This window comes from Hymenobacter sp. BT730, from assembly GCF_030542105.1.
In the GTDB taxonomy this organism is placed as follows: Bacteria; Bacteroidota; Bacteroidia; order Cytophagales; family Hymenobacteraceae; genus Hymenobacter.
The window spans coordinates 79105-103916 of sequence record NZ_JAUOFB010000005.1; the positions used below are offsets into that span (position 1 = coordinate 79105).

Consider the following 24812-nt stretch of genomic DNA (forward strand, 5'->3'; position numbering starts at 1 on the left):
ATAAAGGGCCGACATGGAATTAAAAGACCTTTTTTTAACACCCATATATCTTGGGGTGTTCTATGCCATTGCCTTTGCAGTACGCCCCCGCTTTACAAATATTTATACCAAAAAATATTTTATCCCTGCTTTATCTGTCAAATTAGCAGGGGCTGTTCTGCTCGGCGTAATTTATCAGTTCTACTACGGCGGAGGCGACACATTTAATTATTTTAATCACGTTAAAATAATACACAAAGCTTTTTCAGATTCCTTTGCAAAAGGATTTCAAATACTACTATCTCACGGCGAGTATAATCAAAACACGGTACAATATACCGCATTCATGCCGTGGTATCGTGCCCCCACCGAGTTTTTTGTAGTAAAAATCGCCTCGGTTTTTAGTCTATTGTGTTTTAATACTTATTCAGTAATAGCACTATTATTTGCCATTACAAGCTTTGCGGGAATGTGGGCAATGTATATAACCTTTGTCCGAATTTCACCTGTTTTATACAACAAATTAACATTACCCATTTTCTTTCTTCCCTCTGTGTTTTTTTGGGGATCCGGCCTAATGAAGGATTCGCTTTGCATAGGAGCTCTGGGCTGGACATTTTACGGGTTTTATCACATTTTCATTGAAAAGAAAAATATTTCCAATGCCCTTGTTTTAGGTCTACTTGGAATGTATATTTTAATTTCCGTGAAAGTATATATTTTACTTTCTTTTCTACCTCCAGCTTTGTTATGGGTTTTTAATGAAAATAATCAGCGCATAAAGTCCACTGCATTAAGATTAATACTTAAGCCATTGTTCATAGTTCTTGGGCTAGCCACGGGGTACTTAGGTGCAACTAACCTAACTGCAGGTGATGAGAAATATGATGTAAACAAAATTGGTGAACGAGCCAAGATTAATCACGACTATCTTACATCATATGTAGAGAGTGGTTCTGCTTATGACATTGGCGAATTTGATGGGTCTTTAAATTCCACAATAAAAGTAGCGCCACAAGCAATTATTATATCTATTTTTCGCCCCTTCCTTTTTGAAGTAAGGAGCCCTATTATGCTTTTATCGGCTTTAGAATCCACCTTATTCATTTGGCTTACTATTATGTTGTTTTACAAAACTGGATTCTTCCGAAGTTTTGCAATAGTGGCCAGTACACCAATATTGATCTTCAGTTTTCTCTTTGCTATTATTTTTGCTATTGGCGTAGGCGTCAATAGTGGCAACTTTGGAACATTAGTAAGATACAAAATACCACTAATGCCATTTTATCTTTCAGCCTTATATATCATGCAATTTAAATCTAATCTCAGAATACGCACTACTAAATAAAGCCACGATTTTATATGGATTAAATTAATTTATACGATGCCACGTATTTGGCTTGCATTTCCTTAATTATTAATTCATAAACGATTATAATGGTTGTAATACTTATCAAAGTAACGAGAATTTTTCTTACTAATAAGGTTGCTATATATTACTAGAAACACCTGTGGAAAGGTCTATTACAATCTGGCTGGTAGTGAGCAATTAGTTTAACTCTCATCATCTGCCTCTTAGTTAGGAGAAAGCAAATTATATATGCTCTCCTATGTCAGGGTTCTCGCTTAATATTTTCTACAAAAAAACACCCATTCAGGCAAGCCTGAATGGGTGTTTTTTTTGGCAGCTAGGCCAGTGCGTGCTATAACTACTTCTTAACGCGTTCAACTGCTGCTTTCAGGCCTGCCTTTAGGTTCTTAAGCAGGCCGCCTGTTCCTTCTGTATTAACATATACAGTGTTATGCTCACCAGTAATTTCATTGGCCGGACGAGTCTTGGTGTAGTAATACACAGCCAGCGACTTACGTGTCATGCCACCAGGGGCAGCCAAAGGTTTGGGATGCCCGTGGAAGGAAACCTCGTTGGTTTCGAAAATAACGCAGCGGTTAAAAATGGGAGCCACATTTTCTAACTGCTTTTTCTTTTTCATGTCCCAGAGCTCCAGATGGCCGTTGTACTCATCCTTCCAGTCTTTGTTCATATACACAATGGCGTTCATGCGCCGATGGTATTTGGTGGTCTGGTGATAGTTGAAGTCAACGTGTACGTCAAGGAAAGCGCCCGTTACGGATTGGTGCAGTCCGCCCCCGAAAAGTTCATCATCCCCCATCAGCTCCGGAATACCGGTAATGTCTTCCACCATGTGAAGAAATTTCTCCCCGTTGAACTCGTCAAAAACTTGTTGTAGCAATGGGTGCTCATTGCCAAACTTGGTGAGGGCAAACTTATTTTTCTGGTTTATATATGTAGTACCATCCCAGTTGCCGGTCGTTACGTCTGGATAAGCCTCCAAAATCTGCTCGGCGGCCTCAGGGCGGAAGAATCCGTCATATACAAGGTAGTGGAAAGGCTTTTTAGGGTCGTTCCATTGCTGTTTCAGCTCAGTAACGTGGGCTTGCAGCTTTTCGAAATCGATTAATTCCTGGCTCATCAGAAGGAGAATTTGGTTTGTTTATTTTATATGGCTCCGTGGGTTGAACTCACTTCGAACCAATTGAAAACCGTAGCTAAAAGTACGATAATACCCTAACACTTGTAACGCAACACTGCCCTGAGAAGACAGGCCTCAGTTGCTTGGCCCCACATGACATTGAGTGCAAATCCGATTACAGCTGAGCAAAAATATGGTCAGCGGTGGGTAGGTACTGGCTCAGCCCGCGGTACGCAATACCGGCGGCCCGGCATTTTTCCCGCAGCTCGACCTTATCCATCTGCAACAGCTGTTCTACGCGTGGGTATACGCGGGTAGCCTCAGCTTCAGTAAAGCCATTAACCACCACTCCTACATCATATTTTTCTGCAACTAAGTCATCCTCAGACACTCCAGCGCATACTAGGTACGGCAGGCCGCAGCATAGGTATTCACCAACTTTGATAGGTGAGCGAAACTTTTGGGAAGGAAGAGAAGGCACGGCCACAACACCAAAATCGGCGGCAGAAATGTATTCTTGAACTTGCTCGTAAGGGCTACGAGTTATAGTATAGCAACTCTTTGGCAATCCTTCGGCCTGCATCAGGCCATCAATATGGGTTGGGGAGTCGGGCGAGACGATGAGAAAGTGTAGCTCAGGATTTAGCTGGTGAAAGCGGTTAAACAGAACGGCTATTTCTTGGTCATAATATATACCGCCAAACTTACCTAGATATAGAATCACCTGCTTATCAGCGGGAATATGGTACTTAGCCCGGACCCGCTGTCGGCCTTCTGGTCGGAAGAAAATTTTGGTCTCATCTACGCAGCTCGGCAACTTGTATACTTTGGCCTTAGTACCCCATTCCTGCATTCGTTTCATCATATGCACCGTACCAGTGGAAAGGATATCTGCATTCATGCCCGATACCCGCTCCATATAGTGCAGGCCACGATAAGCCAGGCTGGTTTCGGGCCAGACGTGACAGTCCCGCATGAACTCACTATGGGGCTCATACTGGAAACCATAGTAGCGCAGTCCCAGCAACTTGGCCATAACAAAGGCAAAAGCACCGGCAATGGTACCCAGTGCCCCAATGCTGCGGGCTCCAGGGCTGATGCGGAGCTTAAGCACCAGAAAAAAGCCGCTCAGCAAGTCATAGGCTTTTTTTAACAGTTTAAAGCGGCCGGAATGCCACTTCAATGGGTGCCACTCAATATTATCTGCGGCTAGATAGGCCCGCATTTGGGCGGCCTGCTCTTCATTTAAGGCGTATTCTTCCTGCTCGTAGGTAATCAGATGCAGGCGAATATCTGGTTGCTGACGGCCAGCATGCTGCATAAAAGGCAGCATATTAGCTTTAAACAACGGGTCATTACAGCTATTATAAACGTACGCTATTACGTGGCGGAGCTTCATTATTTGGATGATTCGTTAAGCAAGGCTTCCCATTGCTGCATGATTTTGGTGGGCGCGAAATCCTGCACCCGGGAATATGCTTGCGCCGCATAGTACGTGGCCTGAGCGGAATCGGCTAACATATGCGTCAGGGTAGCTGCCCACACCGGCGCTACTTGCTCTAGCTTGTCTTCAGCCAGTAAGGGCAGCAGCACACCAAACTCGGCCCACTCGGGCGCAGAAGCATACTGTGTAGCTGGCGTTTGGGGCGCCAGAATTTCCCGGGGCCCAGTAGGACAGTCGGTAGAGGCTACCGGCACACCACAGGCCATAGCCTCACACAGAGCCATCGGAAAGCCTTCGGTGGCTGAGCATAGTAGCGAAACGCTGGCCCGGGCAATGTACTGAAAGGGGTTGCTTTGGAAGCCGAAGAAGTAGACGTCGAAGTCAGAGGTTAATGGCTGATTGTCCCATACCTGCCAACTACGTAAGCCCAGTTCCTGACAACGGTGTATTACGTCGGCACGCATAGGCCCGTCACCGAGCAAAGCCAACTTGGGTGCTTTCTGGCCTTGGGCACGAAGGGCATGCAGCACATCAATGAGGGCTTTCTGGTTTTTTTCCCGGGCCAAGCGACCAGCTGTAATTAGAATGGGGTGATTAGCAAAGAGCTCTTGGGTAGAAGCAGGTAGCTGCTCCTGGCTGCGACGACGGATGCCTTCTACGTCGAAGAAATTATTGATGGTCACTACTTTTGCTGGCGCCAAACCAAATGTATCGATAAGCTCCTGGCGCAGGTCCCGGCTTACTGGCACTATGTAGTCAGCGGATCGATAAAGCCAAGGCATGAGCACACGTCGGCGTAGCCAGCCTAGTACTCCGCGGATGTTCGGGTCATGGCGCTTCGAGTTGTGAATGCACAGCAGCACCTTTTCCGAACCTTTGCTTAACAAGTTCAGATAGTCAGCACCTTCCAGATGGCTGATACATACGTCAATCTGGTGCTCCCGTTTCAGCTCTTTTACCCGCTTAATCCGTTTAATGAAGGTATTAAGCTTGCCCAGAATGCCCGAGCCAGCCGGCACGTCAAGTCCTATCAGCGTATTTTGGGAAGGAAAAGCTACTTCCCTATCACCTTCAAAAACACACTCAATTACCCGATGATGCCGAGCCAGTTCCTGCCCATGATCATGAAAAACCCGCTCGGCCCCCCCATAACTAAGTTGTGGTATGAGCAGCAGTATATTCTTGCGTGGAGAAGGGACATTCATGCGGAAAAGACAAAGCTAGCGGCGCTTTAAATGGCGCAGCACAAAATTTTTAGCCGCAAATTTAGCGAATAAGCGGGGGGGCAGTTTGTAGTACCTGGCTAAGGGCTGGCTATAGTACTCCCTCCAGGAGTTGTAACTTCTGTCTGGGTTGAGGTAACAAGTAAGGAACCACCGCTCCGCCACTGCCCGCAACATTGCCGCCGAATCAGCAAAACCGCTTTGCTGATTACTAGTATGGATTTTCCAGAGCCACTCGTGTACCTCAGCCAGGGTAATATCACCCAGATGGAAAGGATGATGAGAAATGGTATTGTGCAAGTGGAGTTCCCGAGCCGAATACGGTACGCCAAAGGTTTTTAACAGTCGCTCCCGAATTTCATTAGCTACCCGTAGCCGCTCATCATATATAGCGGGCCGCACACTATGGGCTAGCACACGGTACTGCACCAAGGCCTCTGGTAGGTTAGCAATGGTAAGTAGGGGCAAATAGCGTCCAAAGAAGTCATAGTCTTCCGTCTGACGCAACTGTTCATTATAGTGCAAGCCTCTACTCTGCCATAAGCTACTACGCAACATAACTGAAGGATTGCCGATAGTCATATTAAATACCATCATGGCCCGGGCATCGGCGGGTTGGGGAGGGTATTTAAATAGCATCTGACCTGCCCCAAAACACTGTACCCAACTGCCGACAATATCTATTTCTGGATGCGCATCCAAAAAAGCCACTTGTTTTGCTAGTCGCTCAGGGTGGCACAGGTCGTCGCCATCCATCTTAGCCACCAGGTCGCCTTTTACCAGGGTCATACCGAAGTTATCGGAACCAGCCCGACCTAGGTTTACAGGGTTGGTATAAAGTCGGATCCGCGGGTCGTTCAGAGCCTGAATGCGCTCGGCCGTCCGGTCCGTTGACCGGTCATTGACAATTACAATTTCAAAATCCTGAAACGTCTGATTGAGCAGACTTTGCAATGTCTCCTGTATGTAGGCTTCAACGTTATATACCGGTACTAGGACCGAAACCCGGGGCGACATAGGCAGAATAAATCAGGGGAAAAGGGCTGCAGATGAGTTAAGCAGATTTTTGCTCAACCCACGCCAGTAAATCGAAATACGATAAGGAACGACGGAACAGTTCCATACCATTGGTGGTATAGTCGGGCACCACCACGCCGGCAGCTAATCCGGCAATAGGCTTTTTCAGGAGCAGCAATTGTTGATATGGCAGCGCAGTAAATTCGCGTACCAACTCAGGCGTAGCGAAGTCTTTACTACCATCAAACTTCACTCGTAAATTATCCCAGTTTATGCGCGCTACACGGCGCAGCCACTTTTCAGCAGCTTCTTCCGGTGTGTGGTAGTGCAAAAATTGAATCTCTACTTTGTCGCCAAGCGAAGCAATGGGAAATGGGTGCTTATGGGTCTTTTGCAGATCATTAATAATTTCATAGCGTGACTTTTCTAAGAATACTAAGGGCAGGCTCAAATAGTATTTAGGGTTACGCAATAGTTCAATGTAACACGGGGCCATTAGCATCAGGCCAATAAAAGGCGTGTTGAAAGGCAGTTCAAAGTGTTTGTAAACCTCCGCGCCCCAGCAGTCGTTGGAAATTACCGTAAAGTCGCGGTTGCGAAGTTGCTGCTGTTCCCGAAGGCGGCGCCTTTGGTACATAGCCTCATTAATTTTACTGCGTACGCGGTTAAGAAGTGACATATAAACCTCTTTGGGTTAATTAGTTTCTGACAGCCGCTGTTGCAGAGCACGCACTGCACAGAAAAGCCGTTTTGCTTCCCCCCAATTTGCCAGGGAGACCCGGAAGTTTTGCAGCAACCGAAGTGCTTCGAATTCCGCTATTTCGCCTTCTTTTGGAGGATGCTGCCAAACTATCATTACCTGGCCTGCTCGATGAGCCAGCTCTTTAGTCAGCCACAAAAGCCTCTTGGCATACAGAAAATTAAAACCAGCATCGCTCAGGTTAGGATGCCTGGTGACAAAGTAATACACGATACTGATCAATAAAGCAGAAGGTGCACCAGGACCAATCCGTAGTAGATATTCCCAGGTCAGCCGGTTCCGATACATATAGTGCCTGAATCGTAACCGCTCGTCATACCATAGTTTGTAGCCTGCCAGCCGCAGCGCTTCTCCAAGTTCGATATCTTCTCCTCCTGCCAGTATTTTGCCGCGCTTCACTTGGGTCAGAAAATGAAAGCCATGTGCTTGTAGCTTTAGCCAAGCGGAGCGGCGCACTACGGAGCCGGCACCATATACAAATCCATCTTTGTCCGGATATGGACCACTTATACCACGGTTTTGCGGTCCAATAGCATATACGGCCTGCACTTCTTTGAACCAATCAGGTGGCGGCACTTCGAAGAAGCCTTCGGCGCAAGCACCAAGAACCCCGATTTCAGGGTTAGCCTGCATTATCTCAAAAGCCATCTGGGTATAATCTGGTGCAAGCAGATTGTCATCATCTACTATTGCAACAGCTTCATAACGGGCTACATCCAAGCCTCGCTTTAAGGCATGCTCCTTGCCCGCTTTAGGCTCATCAAGTACCCGAAAAGGCACATTCACGGGAAGCAGCTCTTGCCCTAAACGCATAGCTACAGCCAAGGTATCATCATTGGAAGCATTACTAATTAATAGTACCTCCCATAGTACATGTTGTTCTACCCTCTGCGCTGCCACAGATCGAAACACATTGGCTATTCGATCAGCACCATTATGCGTACAAATGAGTAGTGTTACTCCTTCCAGAGGATGCATGCAGTAAAATATTATACAAGCTTTTTTGGCAATACATAGAATATATTTATCTCAACAATTATTTACAAATAATATTTTCCATTCTACACATATCACACTTTACTCTATTACTTAGCTCTATTTTTATTTTGCTCGTTTATTTAACCCGGCGTAAAACAGGCAGAGACAATAATATTAAATTTTTTATTTCGCTCATATTTGGAAACTCACCAACAGAGAACTTACAGTATAGTGATTTAACGAAATAGTTCCGCGCTTTTTTATACTGTTTATTTCCGGCCATTATACCGGCCAGAATGTTATAATTATCACTCTGTTTTAGAGTTAAATTACGGTGGTATTTCTGCTGCAGCTCCTCATCCAAGTACTGACACATTTTTCCCAGGCGCAAAAGGAACTGTTCTTGCTTGCCTGACCGAGTAACACCATTAGAATGCACTCGGTAAACACTCATGAGGTCCGACAAGTAACCTATACGCCCTTTGGTAGCCAAAAGGGCGAAAAGTGGTAAATCTACAACCACTGATTTATGGACCCAACTAGGCAGAGTAGGCAACACACCATTTCGGTACATTACAGATGCAGTTGCAATAAACCAACCGCTGGTAATATCATTTAAGCTGTATTCTGGCTTCTCATTCTGGTTCATTAAATGAGCTTGCCGAGCCGGATCATTTTCATATACCACTTCGGCATTATGAAAACACATAGTAAATTCAGGATTCGCCTCCATAAAATCTACCTGCTTTTGAAGCTTGTGCATACTGGTCCAGTAGTCATCCCCTTCAATAATAGCAACGTATTTGCCATGTGAGGCCTTCATCGCACGCTCAAAATTGCGTGACACCCCTAGGTTAGTATCATTCGATAGCAGACGAATTACCTCAGGGTGTTTTTGCAGATAATCAGTCAGAATTGTGGGTGTCTGATCTATAGAACAATCATCGGCAATTACTATCTCAATCGAAAAATTGACATTCTGAGCCAGAATGCTGTCTAGCGCCTGCGCTACATATTTTTCGTGGTTGTAAGTCACAACCATCACACTTACCAAGGGGGTACTTGAATATTTCAGCATAGGCCGAAGGAGAGTCAAAGAGAACTCAGATCATTCTAGAAAAATGAACTGATTATTTGGCCGCACTTCGGAACAACCAAGCGTTAAATAACTTTGGGCTAAGAGTTATGGCTCGAAAGTAATCCAGCCAGCCATTTATCCCCTTCTTGTTTTGCCGCATCAATAAGCTACGCTCAAAATACCAATATTGCAAAATGGAATCATATCGTTCTGCAAAGGCTGGAAAGAGCTCTTGATACTGTTTTAGTTCAAAGATACGTTTATTGATAACCGAAAGGCTTTTCGTACGATTCGAAACCCGGGAAACACTGTCTTGGTGATGTCTGTATTTCGACATTACACGTGGCAAGTAGTAAATATTGCCATGTTGAGTTAAGAGCAATTGCAAGGTATAATCACCACTATATACCTTAACATACCAATCCGGTAATTGTAAGGCGGAACGCCGGAATAACATAGATGCTGTAGGTATACCCCATCCCTGTACAATTATATCCTTCTGAGAAATTATCGGCCTTTCAGGCGATAACATATCTGGAAAGGTTGTGCTAAATAGCGTTGTCTGAATACTTCCATCATCAGCAAATGTTTCTGCATCATGAATGCAAAGCACACAGTCAGGCCGTGAGTCCAGTATTTCTACCTGAAGCGCGAGTTTATGCTTATCTGTCCAGAAATCATCACCCTCTAAAAGCGCAATATACTCACCTGTACAGGCAGCAAGGGTTGCCATTAGGTTAGGCATAATGCCTAGGTTTGCAGCTGGCAGCAGCGCCTTGACCCTTTCCGGATAAAGGCGTTGATATTCCTGAACAATAGCTCGGGTGCTATCTGTTGAACAATCTTCACCAATGACGATTTCTACGTCAAAGTTAGCTTCTTGCATCAAGGCAGAGTCAATTGCTTGACGCAGAAACCGCTCATGATTATAGGTGATGCAACAAACACTTACTTTCGGGGGCATACTGAAAATTTAAAGAAAAAGGAAAGTAAATCCCTTTTATGTTTAATTAGTTTTTAAAGGGAGTGCCCGAGCCGGCACACCAACCACTGTAGTATAATCGGAGACGTCTTGGTTAACAACAGCGCCTGCACCGACTACAACATGATGACCAAGGCATACGCGTGGTAGTACTGTAGCGTTTGCTCCAATGAAACAAAAGTCGCCTACTTGTACTCCCCCCAACAACCGAGCACCAGGAGCAATTTCACAGAAGTCCCCTATCACGGCGTCGTGATGTATGCTTGCACCTGTATTAATTAGCGTTCCTTCACCAATTCGCGCATTCGGCGAAATTAATACTTGATGCATCACATTAACTCCCGCTCCTAACACACTCCCATGCTTACTGATTGAAGCAGAGGCCGAAATTGCGGAACTTAATTCTCCACCTAGTTCCTGGAACTTACGAGCTAAATGATGACGAACTTTGACACCGCCAACACCTAAAACAAAGCGTTTGTCGGATGCCAGCCATTCTACAGCCAAATGCGGCGCATTAAGGATAGGATATAGGGCAAAAAGCCTATCTGGCATGTTAGGCGTTACATCATCATAGAAAGCTACAGCCTCAGCGCTCCACTCGTTTTCGAATAAGTGGAGAATTTCAATGGCATGCCCGCGTGCCCCAATTATTAGCATACTCTAAGCAGAAAGATGAAGTATTAATCAAGCAGCTTACACTATTATAATAGCATAAGCTGTGTGATTAATACTTTTACACTATGCCTTTTAGGACCTATACCGCAGACATCTAAAAGTCAAGACCAATTATATCATTTAGTCCTGCAGTGTCTCAACAATAACTGCACAGATCCGTTCCACATCAGCGTCCTCCAGACCATAGTAAAGAGGCAAACACAGTACACGTACTGAGACGTCTTCTGATACAGGTGCTGGTTGTTTATCCGTATAATCTAAAGTATTTAGTGATGGGTAGAAATATCGCCGCGGCGTTATACCCTCGGCAATAAGTGCATCACGCACCTTCAATAAAACTTCTTCTGAAGGTAGCAACGTCGGATAATATGAGTAGTTGTATTTTGTTTCGTTATGAATACGCGGACGTGCAAAGGGTGTATGTGCAAGCAAACGGTCATATTGCTCACTAATTTCCTTACGCCTCCTGATAAGTTCATTTACACGAGGCAGCACACATAACCCCATAGCAGCATGGAATTCTGAGCTCTTGCCATTCACGCCTACACCCCAGAATGCTTCTGGGCCATTGTGGCCAAAGTTTCGCATGTAACTAATCTTATGAGCTAACTCATCATCATTCGTTACAATTGCGCCACCTTCTACTGTATGAAAAAGCTTAGTTGCATGGAAGCTTAAAGTGGAAATATCTCCATAATTAAGTACAGAGTTATTCTTATACGTTACCCCAAAAGCATGAGCAGCATCATATATAACACGCAAATTTCGACGTTTAGCAATTTCCTCGATTGCCTCTACGTCGCAGGGATTACCATAGACATGCGTAGCCATAATTGCCACTGTCTGAGGTGTAATAGATGCTTCTATTAGCTTTGGGTCAAGGCAAAGCGTCTCAGGGTCAATATCCACAAATACAGGCTTGCAACCTTCCCATACCAGACTTGATGTGGTAGCTACATAGGAGAAAGGGGTGGTAATAACCTCACCTTTTAATTCTAAAGCCTTAATAGCTATTTGCAGAGCAATAGTACCATTGTTCACGAAAAACAGATGCTTTACCCCTAGGTAGTCACGCAACTGCTTCTCCAGTTCAACGACCAATGGGCCTGCATTTGTCAGATATACTCGGTCCCAGATGCCGGCAAGATATTCCACATATTCTTCCAGTGGCGGCAAATACGACTTTGTGACGTTGATATTCATGCAATTCTGGGTTGAAGTGTTAAAAGCTAATCAGCAATCATATAGCTAAACTATACTTTGTGCTAAATCAGCATATTGGTGTTGAGCAACAATCTTGCCTTGACTTAATTCATAGATACGGTCACATTCTCGCAACGTAGTAATACGATGCGCAATGATAAGAATGGTTATATCCGTTTGCGAAAGCTTGTTAATTGCTTCATTAACTTCCCGCTCTGTTTCATTGTCCAGCGCGCTAGTAGCTTCATCCAGCATTAGTATTTCTGTGCGCTTATACAGTGCACGGGCAATACCAATGCGTTGTCTTTGGCCACCAGAAAGTTTAGACCCTCGTTCACCAATAAAAGTATCAACTCCCAAAGGTAAGCTTTGAATAAAGCTCTGTAATGAGGCTTGTTCTATGGCATAGTTCAAACGCTCCTGATCAACATCTTTATCGCCAAGGGTAATATTATCTTTAATTGACGCCTGCATAAGGAAAGTATCTTGCTTTACATAGCCAATGATACTATGCCAAGCTTTTAGATGCTGAGGTGTCAAGGGCTTCCCATCAACTAGAATACTTCCCTGCTGCTCTGTATAGAACCGCAGAAGCACATTCATCAACGTTGTTTTACCTGAGCCGGAACTACCGATGAACCCTACCTTCTCTCCTTTCCGAATGGTAAGACTAATATCCTGTAATACTACTTTCTCTTCTTTAGGAAAGGAAAATGATATATGATCAAGAGCTAATGTCTCTTGAAAACTCAATGGCAGCTGCTCTTCCGGTATCTGCTCTTTATATTCAGGAGTCCGAAAATCCTCTAAATTTTCAATAGCATATTGACTTTGCTTAATCTGAACCATGGACATCAGGATCCGGTTCACGGAAGGCATTAAGCGATAAGCTGCTGCAGCAAATAAACCTACTAATGCAATAAGGTTGGCAGAATTAGTAGCGACAAATAGAGAATACAAGAAAATGGTGAGCACACCCAGAATGGCAACCATTTCAATGATACGCAAAGGCATTAGGGAATACAAATATGATTCCGCATCTAGCTTTCTCGTTTCACGCTGAGTTTCTAAGAGTTGGTCACGAAAGCGACCTTGCTTATTTGCAAGTCGCAATTCGATAAAACCCATAAAAATATCTGTTATCGTAGAAATAGAAATTGGGCTTAGTTCATTAATTCTCTTGCCAATATATTGTGTACGGGAACGAAGAACCCGATAAGTAATAAGTGTAGTAGGCAACAAGACGATTACCAACACTGCTAATAGCAGCGGTTGATAAATCATGATACCAATTATAATAACTAAAATTATGGTTAACTCAGAAAAGAATATGAACATGGGCCGGATAACCATATTCACATAAGTACTTGGCACTTGCAAAGAGCTATTGATTAAACTAGCAGAGCCATAATCATTGAAATGCCAAAAGGGGAAATTTAAATATTTCTCAAGTTGTGAGCGCACAATTTGCAAACCTACTTCTGCAGTAAATGCCGTTTGCATGTAGTTAATCCAAACAGAAAAAGCATTTTTTAATAAAAAAAATACAAAAATAACAACTACAAGAAATAGCAAAAAAGATCGGTCAGATTCAAAGCCTAGTGTTTGGAACAACCAATTAAAATATTTGTTTTGGTGTATTCCTGCAGGCTCAGCGGCAACAATCATTATTGGCACAAGTGTAGCCAAGCCAATTACATCTAGTAGAGATGAAATTAGCAGTAAGAAAAACATCCATATTGTTTTTCTCTTTTGCGAGGCACTCAGATAGTACCGAATGCTTGAAAGGCTGTATTGAATTATTCCGGTGTTCATTTATTGAAGTTCTCTTCGGCAATAGGAAGTTGTTGCAGTAGGGCAGGATAGCTTACTTGCTGAAAAGAAGTAACAAAGATACATCTTTCTCACGGCTTAACTTTTTATACAAATAATATTCCCTATATAATATATATCAAGTTCACGGTGCGTATAAGCACTATGATTTACAAAGCAGTCAGGCTATGTAGCCTGACTGCTTTGTAAATCATAGTTTCTAATTCTAGCTAAACATGTTCCTTGAAATACTCCAAGGTACGGCGAAGACCTTCTTGGCGGTCCACTTTGGGTTCCCAACCTAAAATCTCTTTCGCTTTAGTAATATCCGGCTTGCGCTTCATCGGGTCATTCATAGGTAACGGACGGTAATCCGGCTTGAATTCCACGCCAGTTAAACGGGCTATTTCCTCACCAAATTCCTTAATGGTGATTTCAGAGGGATTACCGATGTTCACAGGCAAATGGTAGTCGCTCAAAAGCAAGCGGTAAATCCCCTCCACTAAGTCATCTACGTAACAGAAAGAGCGCGTCTGCGAACCATCACCGAAGACAGTAAGTGCTTCACCCCGCAAAGCCTGCGACAGGAATGCTGGCAATACACGGCCGTCATCCAAGCGCATACGTGGGCCGTAGGTATTGAAAATTCGGATAATACGGGTTTCCAGACCATGATGATTATGGTAAGCCATCGTAATTGCCTCCTGGAAGCGCTTGGCTTCGTCATAGCAGCCACGAGGACCTACTGGGTTTACGTTGCCGTAGTACTCCTCTACTTGTGGATGAACCTCTGGGTCACCATACACTTCTGAGGTACTGGCAATCAGAACACGTGCTCCTTTTACCCGAGCCAAGCCCAGCAAATTATGCGTACCTAAGGAGCCTACTTTTAAGGTCTGAATCGGAATCTTCAGGTAGTCGATGGGTGAAGCAGGTGAAGCAAAGTGCAGGATATAGTCCAGTTTGCCGGGCACGAAGACGAACTTCGATACATCGGCGTGATGGAACTCGAAATTCTCGCTGCCAAACAAATGCTCAATATTCTTCAAGTCACCTGTTACTAGGTTATCCATGGCAATGACATGGTAGCCTTCTGCCAGGAACCGGTCGCAGAGGTGCGAACCTAGGAAGCCTGCTCCGCCAGTAATCAGAATACGCTTCTTCTCAGACATGCTTTCAGTTATTTATTTGGAGGTATTAGCTGTTGATAAGGTTGCCAGATAAGGTTTTATATAATGAATAACAACTCTAAGCAGGCTCTTTGTGCGTAGTACGGATACCGATGCAGTGATAGGCAAATCCTGTTTTCTCCATCTCTTGGGGTTCATAAATATTACGGCCATCGAAAACCACTTTTTCCTTTAATAAGCGTCCAACTACCTCAAAGTTGGGCGAGCGGAACTCGGGCCATTCGGTAACAATTAGCAACGCATCGGCATCTATAACAGCCTCGTATTGATCCTTCGCATACGTAATCGTATCGCCAAGCGTGTGTTTAGCTTCCTGCATTGCTACTGGGTCATAGGCTGATACAATGCATCCTTCGGCCAGCAGCTTCTCGATAATTACAAGTGAGGGAGCTTCGCGCATATCATCCGTCTTAGGCTTGAACGATAAGCCCCACATAGCCATCTTTTTGCCTTTGAGGTCACCATCAAAGTGCTTTACTACTTTATCAAACAGCACTTCTTTTTGGGCTTCGTTCACGCTTTCCACTGCCTTCAACACCTGCATGTCATAGCCATTTTCAGCAGCTGTTTTAATAAGCGCTTTTACATCTTTGGGAAAGCATGAGCCGCCGTAACCAATGCCGGGATAGATGAACTTGGTACCAATCCGGGCATCAGAGCCAATACCTTTGCGTACCATGTTCACGTCGGCCCCCATGATTTCGCATAGGTTAGCAATATCGTTCATGAACGATATTTTGGTCGCCAGCATGGAATTGGCAGCATATTTCGTCATTTCGGCCGAAGGGATATCCATGAAGATGATGGGGTGGCCGTTCAGCAGAAATGGCTTATAAAGTTTGCTCATCACCTCTTCCGCCCGCTCGGATGAGACGCCTACCACAATACGATCAGGCTTCAGGAAATCATCAATAGCAGCGCCCTCCTTCAGGAATTCAGGATTGGAAGCAACATCAAATTCAATATCAACCCCACGCTTTTCAAGTGCTTTTTCAATCTCCTTACGCACTTTGGCCGCCGTCCCTACAGGAACTGTACTCTTTGTTACAATTACACCGTAGCCATTCATATGCTCACCTATGCCACGAGCAACTGCTAAGACGTATTTCAAGTCTGCGGAACCATCCTCGCCAGGAGGAGTTCCAACTGCAATAAATGCTACGTCACAGTCTTGAATGGCTTCACCTAGATTCGTGGAGAAATGCAGACGATCGGCAGCAACATTGCGTGAGACCATCTCCTCTAAGCCCGGCTCGTAAATAGGCAGGATTCCTTTATGGAGGTTGTCTATTTTCTTCTGATCTATATCAACACAGGTGACCTCAATGCCTACTTCGGCAAAGCATGTACCCGTTACAAGGCCTACATAGCCGGTACCTACTACTGCTATTTTCATATTACCTGTATGCTTAAATAAGTCTGTTATCGTTCATGAAAAGTGGGCATTACATCATCCACTTTTTCCACCAGTGCTGAAACACAATGAGCGCCCAGATGCGGGCGTGCACATCACCAGGGTTACGCGAGAAGAGTTGCGCTTTTAATGAGCGAATAGCATCTACATCGAATATACCCTGCGACTCAATGAAAGTGTCCGACATCAGGTCGTCTTCGATGAGGGGACGCAGCTCGTTGCGGAACCACTTCAGCAAAGGTACTTCAAATCCGTGTTTCGGACGCTTGTAGAGTTCTTCGGGCAGCATGGGCCGGAAAGCATCCTGCACGATTTTCTTCTTCATTTTCGCGTCGATCTTGCTTTCGACGGGCAAGGAGAAGGCGAAGTTTACTACGTTGTAATCCAGAAATGGACTGCGTACTTCCAAGGAATTTGCCATGCTCATGAGGTCCACTTTGGCATTCATGTCATAAGGCAGCACCAGGTTCATATCCGTTAGGAGCACCTCGTTCAGGTCGCCATCGGCGCGCAGATTTTGGAGGATGTCCTTGCGGCGCTTTTCTACCAGCTTCTTTCCTACTTTGCGGCGAGAGGCAGCGCTGAGCAGGCTACGAGCATCCTTCTCCGAAGCTAATGAGGCCCAATCCCAGTAACGGTCCTTGGGCCCGCTGCTCATGCCACGGGAAAAGCGTTGGAACTGGCGGACTTTGTTTCCTAAGAAGGAGTTGCGGGATTTTGGCAGTACTTCCCATAGTATGCCCAAGCCAGCTACGGCTTCGGCTTTGGGGCCACCGCGGCGCACCTGCCATTCGGCCATGTGCTTGTTATAGCCGGCAAACAGCTCATCGGCACCGTCGCCGGAAAGAGCAACGGTTACTTTTTCGCGGGTTTGCTTGCTGAGGATATACACGGCCAGTGCCGAAGAATCGGCGAAAGGCTCATCAATGTAATTGAGCACATCAAAGATGTGGTCGTAGAGGTCCTGATTGGTCAGGGAGAAGACCGTATGATTGGTCTTATGCATTTTGGCAACCAGGTTGGCGTACTTCGTCTCGTCGAAGAAAGGCTCGTCCTTGAAACCAATGCTGAATGTGTTCAGATGCGGCGTATGCCGGGCAGCCAGCGCCGTAATAACAGAGGAGTCGATGCCACCGCTCAGGAAAGAGCCTAATGGTACATCGGCCACCAAGCGGCGCGCCACTGACTCATCCATCAACTCTACCAGCTTCTGCTGCTGCTGCTCGTAAGTAAGCTTGTTTTTTGCAACCTTCTTGGGGTCATAGGGAATACGATACCAAGCTTTGCGCACCACTTTCTGCCCCTTGATAAACAGGTAATGGCCGGGCAGGAGCTTTTTTACTCCTTTGAAAATAGTAGCAGGGCCGGGAATGTAATTGAGCTGCAGGTAATGGCTGAGCGCGGCATAGTCCAGCTTGCGCGGCACGCCCAAGGCCATCAGCGCCTTCATCTCCGAACCAAAAAGAAGCTTGTCCTCGTCGCGGTATACCAGCAGGGGCTTCACCCCCATCCGGTCGCGGGCAATGAATAAGGAGTCTTCTTCTTTATCGTAGATAGCCAGCGAGAAGAAGCCGTTCAGCTTTTTCAGGAAGCCGCGGCCCTCCGTGATATACAGCTGCAGAATAACTTCTGTGTCGGTCTGGGAATGAAAGGTGTATCCTTTCTTTACCAGCTTTTGCCGTAGCTCTCGGAAGTTGAAAATTTCGCCATTAAAGATAATGGTATAGCGGCCGGCCGCGTCCGTCATGGGCTGATTCCCATCGCACGATAAATCCAGGATGCTTAGGCGACGATGACCCAGTCCTACCCTATCGTAAACGTAATGTCCCTGCGAATCAGGCCCACGGCTGCTGATAGCGTCAGTAGAAGCATGAAGCGAAGCCAGCGAGTTGCGGCCTGCATCAGTAAAAGCGAATATTCCGGTGATTCCACACATAATGAGCGGGCAAAAGTACGAAGTATCGGGTAGCAAGTTTTGAAAAAGTACTGCCGTCACTCGTAACCAAACGTTTAAGCCGGGAGTACAGCTCTATATAATCCTCTTCTATAGCTTTTCCTTCCTATGAATCTGCAGCAACAAATGGATTTACAACAGCAATTTGAAGCCGCGGTAACGCGGGTAGATGGGCTTCCCCAGGAGCAGGCCGGTCCGCATATGACCGAACTCTACGGCTTATATAAACAGGCTACCCAAGGCGACCATGATAACCAACCGGATACAGTTGACGTGGACGAGCACGACAACCCGGATGGGCCCAAAGGCATGTCGCAGGCACAATGGGATTCCTGGAGCAAATACAAAGGCATGAGCGAGGAGGCAGCTAAGCGGCAATACATTCAGCGGTTGCTGGAAATAGCCGGCCCGCTGGATCAGGAAGCCGTTCTGCTCACGGGTAGCGGCCAGCCGGCTACTCGCGACCAGGTAACCGACCAAACGGCGAATGAGCTACCCTCCCCCGGGACAGAAAAAGCTCAACGGGAAGGGCCTGGTATCTCAGCCGGAGGACTGCGCGGTAATCTGAACGCCGGAGCACCCTACGGCGGCGAAGACGAGCTGAAAACGCAGCAATAAAGAATTTAGAATTTCCCTTCCAGCAAATAACATAGGTGCAGCATCGGTCGATTTTCGGTTGATCAGCGCTTATTTTTTACCCCATACTTCACGGAACAGCTCATAGCTGCGGATATAATCCGCTTCGTCATAGAGCTCGGAAGCAAACGTGAGTTGGATAGCCGTTTCCGAGTACTGCATGGTGTGCCAGCTGTTGGGCGGGATATAGACGCCTTGATGCGGACTGTTGAGACGAAAGCTCAGTAGTTCTCCATCGGGCCGCTCAACAACTACAATGATGCGCCCGGACAGCGCCACCAGCACCTGCTCTGTTTTGTAATGTGCGTGGCGACCCCGCACTATGGTTTCTGGGGTATGATAGGTCCAGAAGGTTCGCTTGGGCACGAAGGGCAGCGTCCGGCCTTCCTCGGCCACGGAAATAAAGCCGATATCGGGTTCCCCCAGTTTCGAAAAATCGATGAGGTGGGGAGCTAGCATGCAGAATGCGAAGGAGAAGGCAGCACAGTTGATTAAAAGATTTTGCCAGGGTTCATAATACCATGCGGATCGAACACCTGCTTGATACCGCGCATCAGGTTCAGGTTAGCTTCTTTCAGCGCAATACCTATATAGCCCTTCTGCACCAGCCCGATGCCATGCTCCCCGGAGATGGTCCCGCCCAGCTTCACGCAAAGCTCAAAAATCTCACTGATGGGCTGGCGCAGGCCCACATTCCATTGCTCATCCGTCAGGTTACCACGGATAATGTTCACGTGCAGGTTACCGTCGCCGGCATGGCCGTAACACACGCTTTTGAAACCGTAGCGCGCACCTATTTCTTTCACTCCTCTCAGCAGGGTGGGCAGCTCGGCACGGGGTACTACCGTGTCTTCTTCCTTATAGACCGAGTTGTAGCGCACTGAGTTACCGATGTTGCGGCGGATTTTCCACAGCTCGTCTTTCTGGGTGGCATTGTCGGCCAGCAAGATTTCGCCTACGTCGTAGCCTTCCAGTACCCCATATACTTGCTCGGCTTCCTTGTAAAGCTGATCCAAATCCTGCCCATCCAGTTCGATTAGCAGGTGGGCCCGAATGTCCTCAGGCAGCGTCAGGGGAATTTTCAGATAGTCCGAGGACCAGGCAATAGCCTCTCGCTCCATAAACTCCATGCCGGAAGGAATGATACCGGCCCGGAACACGGCCGCCACGGCTTCGGCTGCCTGCTCCTCCCGCCGGAAAGGCACCAGCATCAGGATATTATGTTGCGGATACGGCAGCAGGCGGAAAACTACCTTTGTAATAATCCCCAGTGTACCTTCTGACCCAACCATCAGTTGCGTGAGGTTGTAGCCGGTGGAATTTTTCAGTGTATTGGCGGCTGTCCAGATAATGTCGCCGGTTGGCAGCACCACTTGCAGGTTTAGGACATAGTCCTTTGTAGTGCCATACTTCACGGCTTTGGGGCCACCACTGCTGTGGGCCAGGTTGCCGCCCAGGAAACAGCTACCCTTGCTGGCAGGGTCGGGCGGATAAAATAGCCCGACCTCTTTCACCGCATTCTGGAATACCTCATTTACCACCCCTGGCTCTACCGTTGCCTGCAGGTTGCGCTCATCAATTTCAATGATTTTATTGAGGCGCTCGGTACTGATAACTACGCCTTTATGTATCGGCAATGCACCGCCGCTTAACCCGGTGCCGGCACCGCGTGGCGTAATGGGCAGGTAGTTTTCGTGGCACAGCCGCACAATCTGGCTTATCTCTTCGGCGTTAGCGGGCCGAAGTACTACCCCAGGCTCAAAATGCAGGTCTTCTGTATGGTCCCGGCCATAGTCGGCATACACGTCGGCTTCCACCCGCTGGGCCGTGAGAACATGCGTCTTTCCTACGATGCGTTCAAAGGCCTCAAGTAGTGCCGGGGTGATGATTTGAAACTCAGACATTTTCTGCTTGATGAGGAACTCGCTTATCTTTGCCCCGATGAGGCATTACTCTGCTAAGGTACAGGTTTCGGCGTTCCGGGTTCATTGGTTTTACTATACAGTGCTGGCATTAGTGCTGTTTCTGACGGGCTGCAACAGCACCCGAAAAGTGAATTACCGCAACGGCCGCTATGTATCAGCCCGCGAAATGGCGCGCATCAAAGCAGAGGAGCGCCGGCGGGGCGGGGCCCGCAAGACCAAAACTGTACGTAATGCGCCGGCCGGGCGCAGCAAAGTAGTAGCCAAGCGCAAAGGGCCTACGGGCCCTACCAGCCGGGATATTACCACCGTTATCGAAACGGCCCGCTCCTACCAGGGCACACCATATAAGTATGGCGGCACCACCCGCATGGGGATGGACTGTTCCGGGCTACTCTGTGCTTCTTTTAATGCTATTCAGGTACCCATTCCGCGCTCCTCAAATGAGCAGGCTCTGTGGGGCACGCCCGTTCGCCCGCAGGAACTGCAGGCCGGCGACCTGATTTTTTTTGGAGCATCGCCTGGCAGTAGTACTATTACTCATGTGGGTTTGGTAACGGAGGTATCGGCTGAGGGAGTGCAATTTATCCATTCCTCGACCTCCTTAGGCGTAGTGGAAAATAGCTTAGAATCCGACTATTATCTCAGTCGTTTTATTCGAGCGGTACGTCCAAAAATCTAATTGTTAGGCGTACCTTTGCGGCGAAATCGTGGTATGGGCGCAGCTGGGGCATATTGTTAATATTTCGATAATATCTCCCCCGGCTGAGCTCCGTACTTTTGCATCCGTTTTCAAGGCATCCTCATTTTTCACCAATTACCCTTTTTATGAAGAATTTAGGTTTACGCCACCTCTTCCTACTGCTGCTGATGGTACTATCGGCGCAGATGGGTTGGAGCCAGGGCACGACCACCGCAGCCATGAACGGTATTATTACCGACAAGGCTGGAGCAGGCTTGCCTGGGGCAACGGTAATAGCCGTTCATACCCCTACCAACACACAATATGTGGCCCCCACCAACGCTGAGGGTCGCTTCAACATCCAGAACATGCGTGTGGGTGGCCCTTACACCGTACGGGTAACCTTCATTGGCTACAAAGAAGCGGTACGTGAAGGTCTTTCGCTGGCCCTGGGTCAGAACCAGCGTTTGGACATCAACCTGAGCGAAGAAACCACTCAGTTGAGTGGCGTAACCATTACTGGTCAGCAGGACCTGGTTATCAATTCTGGCCGCACGGGTGCTTCTACCAGCGTACAGCGCGAGCAAATCCAGCGCCTGCCTACCCTGAACCGTTCCCTCCAGGACTTTACCCGTCTGACGCCTCAGGCTTCCGGCAACTCGATTGGCGGCAGCAACAACCGCTTTAACAACATCACCATTGATGGTGCGGTAAACAACGACGTATTTGGTCTGGCTGGCAGCGGTACTCCCGGTGGCCAGGCAGGCACGCAGCCTATCTCGCTGGATGCTATTGACCAGATTCAGGTAAACGTAGCTCCTTACGACGTTAAGCTGGGCAACTTCACCGGCGGTGGCATTAACGCCGTAACCCGTTCCGGCACCAACGACCTGTCTGCTTCTATCTATGGTTTCTACCGTGATGAGAACACCACGGGTAAAAGCATTTCGGAGCCCCGCACGAAAGCAGCGGACTTCTCGAACTACCAGACCGGTGTTCGGATTGGTGGTCCCATCATCAAAGACAAACTGTTCTTCTTCGCCAACGGTGAAATTTCCCGTCGTCGTGAGCCCCTGCTGTTCCTGCCCGGCACCTCAGAGTCGCGCTTCCGCATGGGTGAGCTGGATACCCTGGCTCTGCGCACCCGCGAAAAATACGGTTACGATATCGGTAACTACGGCGCCTATACCCGCCGCACCGACAGCGACAAGATCTTTGCTCGTCTGGACTGGAACATCAACAGCAACAACCAGCTGACCCTGCGTCACAACTTCGTACAGGCTTTCGACGACAACTTGTCGCGCAGCTCGAACAGCATTCGACTGGGCAACAATGCTTACGTGTTCAATAACGTAACCAACAGCACAGTACTGGAGCTGAACAGCAAGTTCGGCGAGATTGGCAACAACCTCATCCTGAGCTACGGCCGTATCCGTGACAACCGTGATGTAGCCGGCAGCATCTTCCCGCAGGCTCAGATCAGCGACAAAGGTCGTACGCTGTTTGTTGGTAGCGAGCGTAGCTCGGTAGCCAACGAGCTGGACCAGGACATCATCGAACTGACGGACAACGTGACCAAGACGTTTGGCAAGCACAACTTCACGCTGGGCACGCACAACGAAATCTTCAAGTTCCGGAACCTGTTCATCAACAACCTGAACGGTCGTTACGATTTCAGCTCGATTAACAACTTTGTAAACGGCGCTCCTAGCCGCGTACGGGCTACCTACTCGCTGGACCCCAACAACCCGTTGCCAGACGCTGGTTTCACTGCGGCACAGCTGGGCTTCTATGTTCAGGACGAATACAATGTATTGGACAACCTGCGCCTCACGGCTGGTGTGCGCCTGGATGTACCCGTATTTGCTGATCAGCCCGCGAACAATCCGCTGGTGGAGAAGACTTTCGGCTCGGATATCAGCACGTCCAACACACCAAATGGTGAGCTCCTGTGGGCCCCCCGCCTGGGCTTTAACTGGGACGTGAATAATGATTCCAAAGTACAGGTACGTGGTGGTACGGGTGTATTCACCGGCCGGGTTCCATACGTTTGGATTTCCAACGGCTTCACTAATAACGGCCTGACGCTGGGCACCATTGACCTGCGCAGCACTACCGCTGCTCCGTTGGCGTTTGAGCCAGACTACACCAAACTGAGCAGCACGTATGCTAGCGGCGCGGTGAAAACCACTGAAATCAACGTTATCGGCAAAGATTTCAAGATTCCTCAGGTATGGCGCTCTAACCTGGCTGCTGACTTCAAGCTGCCCGGCGACGTAACCTTCACCCTGGAAGGCATCTACTCCAAGACGCTGAACGATATCTACTATAAGGATATCAACCTGAAGGCCCCCGTTGGCCGTCTGGCCGGCGCAGATAACCGCCCGGTGTATGCTGCCAGCACCAATGACCGCCGGGTAAACCAGGCATTCACTAACGTACTGCTGCTGGACAACACCAGCAAGGGCTACCGTTACAACCTGACGGCGCAGGCGCAGAAGGCATTTGCAGGTGGTTTGAACACGTCGTTGGCTTACACCTATGGCGAGTCGAAAGACATCAACAGCGGCACGAGCAGCACGGCGCTTTCTAACTGGGAGTTCAACCAGATTAATGATGACCCGAACAACCCGGCGCTGTCGTACTCCACGTTTGATCTGCGTCACCGGATTTTGGGCACAGGTGGATACACCTTCAGCTACGCCGGTGATAAAATGTCCACTACCCTTTCGGTAGTATACGAAGGCCAGTCTGGCCGTCCGTTCACGTACCTATACGGCCAGTTGGGACGGGATTTGAACAACGATGGTGCTTTCTCCAACGACCTGTTCTACATCCCCCGCAACGAGAGTGAAATTTCGTTGGTAGCCCCTACGGGCGACAACCGCACTCCTAGCCAGATCTGGGCTGACCTGGATTACTTCATCAGCCAGGATGACTACCTAAGCAAGCACCGGGGTGAATACGCGGAGCGCAATGCCGCCCGTACCCCCTGGACCCACCAGTTTGACTTCCGTATTGCCCAGAATTTCAACTTCTTGGCCGGCGGCAAGAAAAACTCGCTGGAGCTTTCGTTAGATATCATTAACGCCGGCAACCTGCTCAATAAAGACTGGGGCCGTCAGTACTTCGTTACCAACAACGCTTACGAACTGCTGAAAGTGGAGAGTGTAGATGCATCGGGACGTCCTTCTTTCTCGTTCCCCAATGCCTTCTCGCCCACCACAGGCAAAGCCTATGATGTGAGCAGCTTTACCTCACGTTGGCAGGGGCAATTTGGTGTACGGTATAGCTTCAACTAACCGCCTCACCGCACAGAATGAAAAGGGCAGAGAATAATCTCTGCCCTTTTTTTGTACTATTTTTAT

20 protein-coding genes are annotated in these 24812 nt (G+C 47.6%); 4 read left to right on the forward strand and 16 right to left on the reverse strand.

Annotation, left to right across the window (positions count from 1 at the left end; genetic code table 11):
* Positions 1 to 13: 13 nt before the first annotated feature.
* Complete coding sequence (locus Q4G72_RS14110) at positions 14 to 1327, forward strand: hypothetical protein (protein ID WP_303312076.1); 1314 nt, start codon at positions 14 to 16, stop codon at positions 1325 to 1327.
* Positions 1328 to 1688: 361 nt separating this feature from the next.
* On the opposite strand, the gene Q4G72_RS14115 is transcribed toward Q4G72_RS14110, so the two are convergent.
* The 14 genes from Q4G72_RS14115 to asnB form a co-directional block, all read right to left on the reverse strand.
* A complete protein-coding gene (locus tag Q4G72_RS14115) occupies positions 1689 to 2471 on the reverse strand; it encodes a 2OG-Fe(II) oxygenase (protein ID WP_303312077.1) in 783 nt (260 codons plus the stop codon).
* Positions 2472 to 2646: 175 nt separating this feature from the next.
* The gene (locus tag Q4G72_RS14120; RefSeq protein WP_303312078.1) at positions 2647 to 3804 is read right to left on the reverse strand and encodes a glycosyltransferase; all 1158 of its coding nucleotides are present in this window, start codon (positions 3802 to 3804) and stop codon (positions 2647 to 2649) included.
* A 65-nt stretch (positions 3805 to 3869) separates the two neighbouring features.
* Entirely contained in the window at positions 3870 to 5120 is a 1251-nt protein-coding gene (locus tag Q4G72_RS14125; RefSeq protein ID WP_303312079.1) for a glycosyltransferase, read from the reverse strand.
* A gap of 15 nt (positions 5121 to 5135) precedes the next feature.
* The gene (locus tag Q4G72_RS14130; protein ID WP_303312080.1) at positions 5136 to 6155 is read right to left on the reverse strand and encodes a glycosyltransferase family 2 protein; all 1020 of its coding nucleotides are present in this window, start codon (positions 6153 to 6155) and stop codon (positions 5136 to 5138) included.
* 37 nt (positions 6156 to 6192) lie between these two features.
* A complete protein-coding gene (locus Q4G72_RS14135) occupies positions 6193 to 6834 on the reverse strand; it encodes a DUF1919 domain-containing protein (RefSeq protein ID WP_303312081.1) in 642 nt (213 codons plus the stop codon).
* A gap of 15 nt (positions 6835 to 6849) precedes the next feature.
* Positions 6850 to 7893, reverse strand: coding sequence for a glycosyltransferase (locus Q4G72_RS14140; protein ID WP_303312082.1), 1044 nt, complete (start codon positions 7891 to 7893; stop codon positions 6850 to 6852).
* Between the two features lie 136 nt (positions 7894 to 8029).
* Positions 8030 to 8971 carry a glycosyltransferase gene (locus Q4G72_RS14145; RefSeq protein ID WP_303312083.1) on the reverse strand — a complete coding sequence of 314 codons (942 nt, stop codon included), beginning with the start codon at positions 8969 to 8971 and terminating at the stop codon, positions 8030 to 8032.
* Positions 8972 to 9023: 52 nt separating this feature from the next.
* Complete coding sequence (locus Q4G72_RS14150) at positions 9024 to 9935, reverse strand: glycosyltransferase (protein WP_303312084.1); 912 nt, start codon at positions 9933 to 9935, stop codon at positions 9024 to 9026.
* A 42-nt stretch (positions 9936 to 9977) separates the two neighbouring features.
* On the reverse strand, positions 9978 to 10613 hold the full coding sequence (locus Q4G72_RS14155) for an acetyltransferase (protein ID WP_303312085.1): 636 nt from the start codon (positions 10611 to 10613) through the stop codon (positions 9978 to 9980).
* 138 nt (positions 10614 to 10751) lie between these two features.
* Positions 10752 to 11834: a DegT/DnrJ/EryC1/StrS family aminotransferase gene (locus Q4G72_RS14160; protein WP_303312086.1), complete on the reverse strand. Its 1083-nt coding sequence runs from the start codon at positions 11832 to 11834 to the stop codon at positions 10752 to 10754.
* 45 nt (positions 11835 to 11879) lie between these two features.
* Positions 11880 to 13502 (reverse strand): ABC transporter ATP-binding protein, encoded by a 1623-nt coding sequence (locus tag Q4G72_RS14165; RefSeq protein WP_303312087.1) that lies wholly within the window; start codon positions 13500 to 13502, stop codon positions 11880 to 11882.
* A 374-nt stretch (positions 13503 to 13876) separates the two neighbouring features.
* Complete coding sequence (locus Q4G72_RS14170) at positions 13877 to 14818, reverse strand: UDP-glucuronic acid decarboxylase family protein (protein WP_303312088.1); 942 nt, start codon at positions 14816 to 14818, stop codon at positions 13877 to 13879.
* Between the two features lie 76 nt (positions 14819 to 14894).
* Positions 14895 to 16232 carry a UDP-glucose dehydrogenase family protein gene (locus Q4G72_RS14175; RefSeq protein WP_303312089.1) on the reverse strand — a complete coding sequence of 446 codons (1338 nt, stop codon included), beginning with the start codon at positions 16230 to 16232 and terminating at the stop codon, positions 14895 to 14897.
* 49 nt (positions 16233 to 16281) lie between these two features.
* Complete coding sequence (gene asnB / locus Q4G72_RS14180) at positions 16282 to 18186, reverse strand: asparagine synthase (glutamine-hydrolyzing) (protein WP_303312090.1); 1905 nt, start codon at positions 18184 to 18186, stop codon at positions 16282 to 16284.
* Between the two features lie 126 nt (positions 18187 to 18312).
* Between asnB and Q4G72_RS14185 the strand changes: the two genes are divergently transcribed.
* Positions 18313 to 18822: an acyl-CoA-binding protein gene (locus Q4G72_RS14185; protein ID WP_303312091.1), complete on the forward strand. Its 510-nt coding sequence runs from the start codon at positions 18313 to 18315 to the stop codon at positions 18820 to 18822.
* 69 nt (positions 18823 to 18891) lie between these two features.
* Here Q4G72_RS14185 and Q4G72_RS14190 read toward each other — a convergent pair whose 3' ends face one another.
* Both Q4G72_RS14190 and Q4G72_RS14195 read right to left on the reverse strand, forming a co-directional pair.
* Positions 18892 to 19299: a sugar 3,4-ketoisomerase gene (locus Q4G72_RS14190; RefSeq protein ID WP_303312092.1), complete on the reverse strand. Its 408-nt coding sequence runs from the start codon at positions 19297 to 19299 to the stop codon at positions 18892 to 18894.
* A 32-nt stretch (positions 19300 to 19331) separates the two neighbouring features.
* Positions 19332 to 20744 carry an FAD-binding oxidoreductase gene (locus Q4G72_RS14195; RefSeq protein WP_303312093.1) on the reverse strand — a complete coding sequence of 471 codons (1413 nt, stop codon included), beginning with the start codon at positions 20742 to 20744 and terminating at the stop codon, positions 19332 to 19334.
* Positions 20745 to 20781: 37 nt separating this feature from the next.
* On the opposite strand from Q4G72_RS14195, the gene Q4G72_RS14200 reads away from it, so the two are divergent.
* Complete coding sequence (locus Q4G72_RS14200; RefSeq protein ID WP_303312094.1) at positions 20782 to 21444, forward strand: C40 family peptidase; 663 nt, start codon at positions 20782 to 20784, stop codon at positions 21442 to 21444.
* Positions 21445 to 21590: 146 nt separating this feature from the next.
* The gene (locus Q4G72_RS14205; protein WP_303312095.1) at positions 21591 to 24746 is read left to right on the forward strand and encodes a TonB-dependent receptor; all 3156 of its coding nucleotides are present in this window, start codon (positions 21591 to 21593) and stop codon (positions 24744 to 24746) included.
* Positions 24747 to 24812 lie beyond the last annotated feature (66 nt).

Coding starts and splice junctions, on each gene's coding strand:
- Q4G72_RS14110 (WP_303312076.1), top strand. CDS start 14: ATGGAATTAAAAGACCTTTTTTTAACACCCATATATCTTGGGGTGTTC.
- Q4G72_RS14115 (WP_303312077.1), bottom strand. CDS start 2,471: ATGAGCCAGGAATTAATCGATTTCGAAAAGCTGCAAGCCCACGTTACT.
- Q4G72_RS14120 (WP_303312078.1), bottom strand. CDS start 3,804: ATGCTGCCTTTTATGCAGCATGCTGGCCGTCAGCAACCAGATATTCGC.
- Q4G72_RS14125 (WP_303312079.1), bottom strand. CDS start 5,120: ATGAATGTCCCTTCTCCACGCAAGAATATACTGCTGCTCATACCACAA.
- Q4G72_RS14130 (WP_303312080.1), bottom strand. CDS start 6,155: ATGTCGCCCCGGGTTTCGGTCCTAGTACCGGTATATAACGTTGAAGCC.
- Q4G72_RS14135 (WP_303312081.1), bottom strand. CDS start 6,834: ATGTCACTTCTTAACCGCGTACGCAGTAAAATTAATGAGGCTATGTAC.
- Q4G72_RS14140 (WP_303312082.1), bottom strand. CDS start 7,893: ATGCATCCTCTGGAAGGAGTAACACTACTCATTTGTACGCATAATGGT.
- Q4G72_RS14145 (WP_303312083.1), bottom strand. CDS start 8,971: ATGCTGAAATATTCAAGTACCCCCTTGGTAAGTGTGATGGTTGTGACT.
- Q4G72_RS14150 (WP_303312084.1), bottom strand. CDS start 9,935: ATGCCCCCGAAAGTAAGTGTTTGTTGCATCACCTATAATCATGAGCGG.
- Q4G72_RS14155 (WP_303312085.1), bottom strand. CDS start 10,613: ATGCTAATAATTGGGGCACGCGGGCATGCCATTGAAATTCTCCACTTA.
- Q4G72_RS14160 (WP_303312086.1), bottom strand. CDS start 11,834: ATGAATATCAACGTCACAAAGTCGTATTTGCCGCCACTGGAAGAATAT.
- Q4G72_RS14165 (WP_303312087.1), bottom strand. CDS start 13,502: ATGATTGTTGCCGCTGAGCCTGCAGGAATACACCAAAACAAATATTTT.
- Q4G72_RS14170 (WP_303312088.1), bottom strand. CDS start 14,818: ATGTCTGAGAAGAAGCGTATTCTGATTACTGGCGGAGCAGGCTTCCTA.
- Q4G72_RS14175 (WP_303312089.1), bottom strand. CDS start 16,232: ATGAAAATAGCAGTAGTAGGTACCGGCTATGTAGGCCTTGTAACGGGT.
- asnB (WP_303312090.1), bottom strand. CDS start 18,186: ATGTGTGGAATCACCGGAATATTCGCTTTTACTGATGCAGGCCGCAAC.
- Q4G72_RS14185 (WP_303312091.1), top strand. CDS start 18,313: ATGAATCTGCAGCAACAAATGGATTTACAACAGCAATTTGAAGCCGCG.
- Q4G72_RS14190 (WP_303312092.1), bottom strand. CDS start 19,299: ATGCTAGCTCCCCACCTCATCGATTTTTCGAAACTGGGGGAACCCGAT.
- Q4G72_RS14195 (WP_303312093.1), bottom strand. CDS start 20,744: ATGTCTGAGTTTCAAATCATCACCCCGGCACTACTTGAGGCCTTTGAA.
- Q4G72_RS14200 (WP_303312094.1), top strand. CDS start 20,782: ATGAGGCATTACTCTGCTAAGGTACAGGTTTCGGCGTTCCGGGTTCAT.
- Q4G72_RS14205 (WP_303312095.1), top strand. CDS start 21,591: ATGAAGAATTTAGGTTTACGCCACCTCTTCCTACTGCTGCTGATGGTA.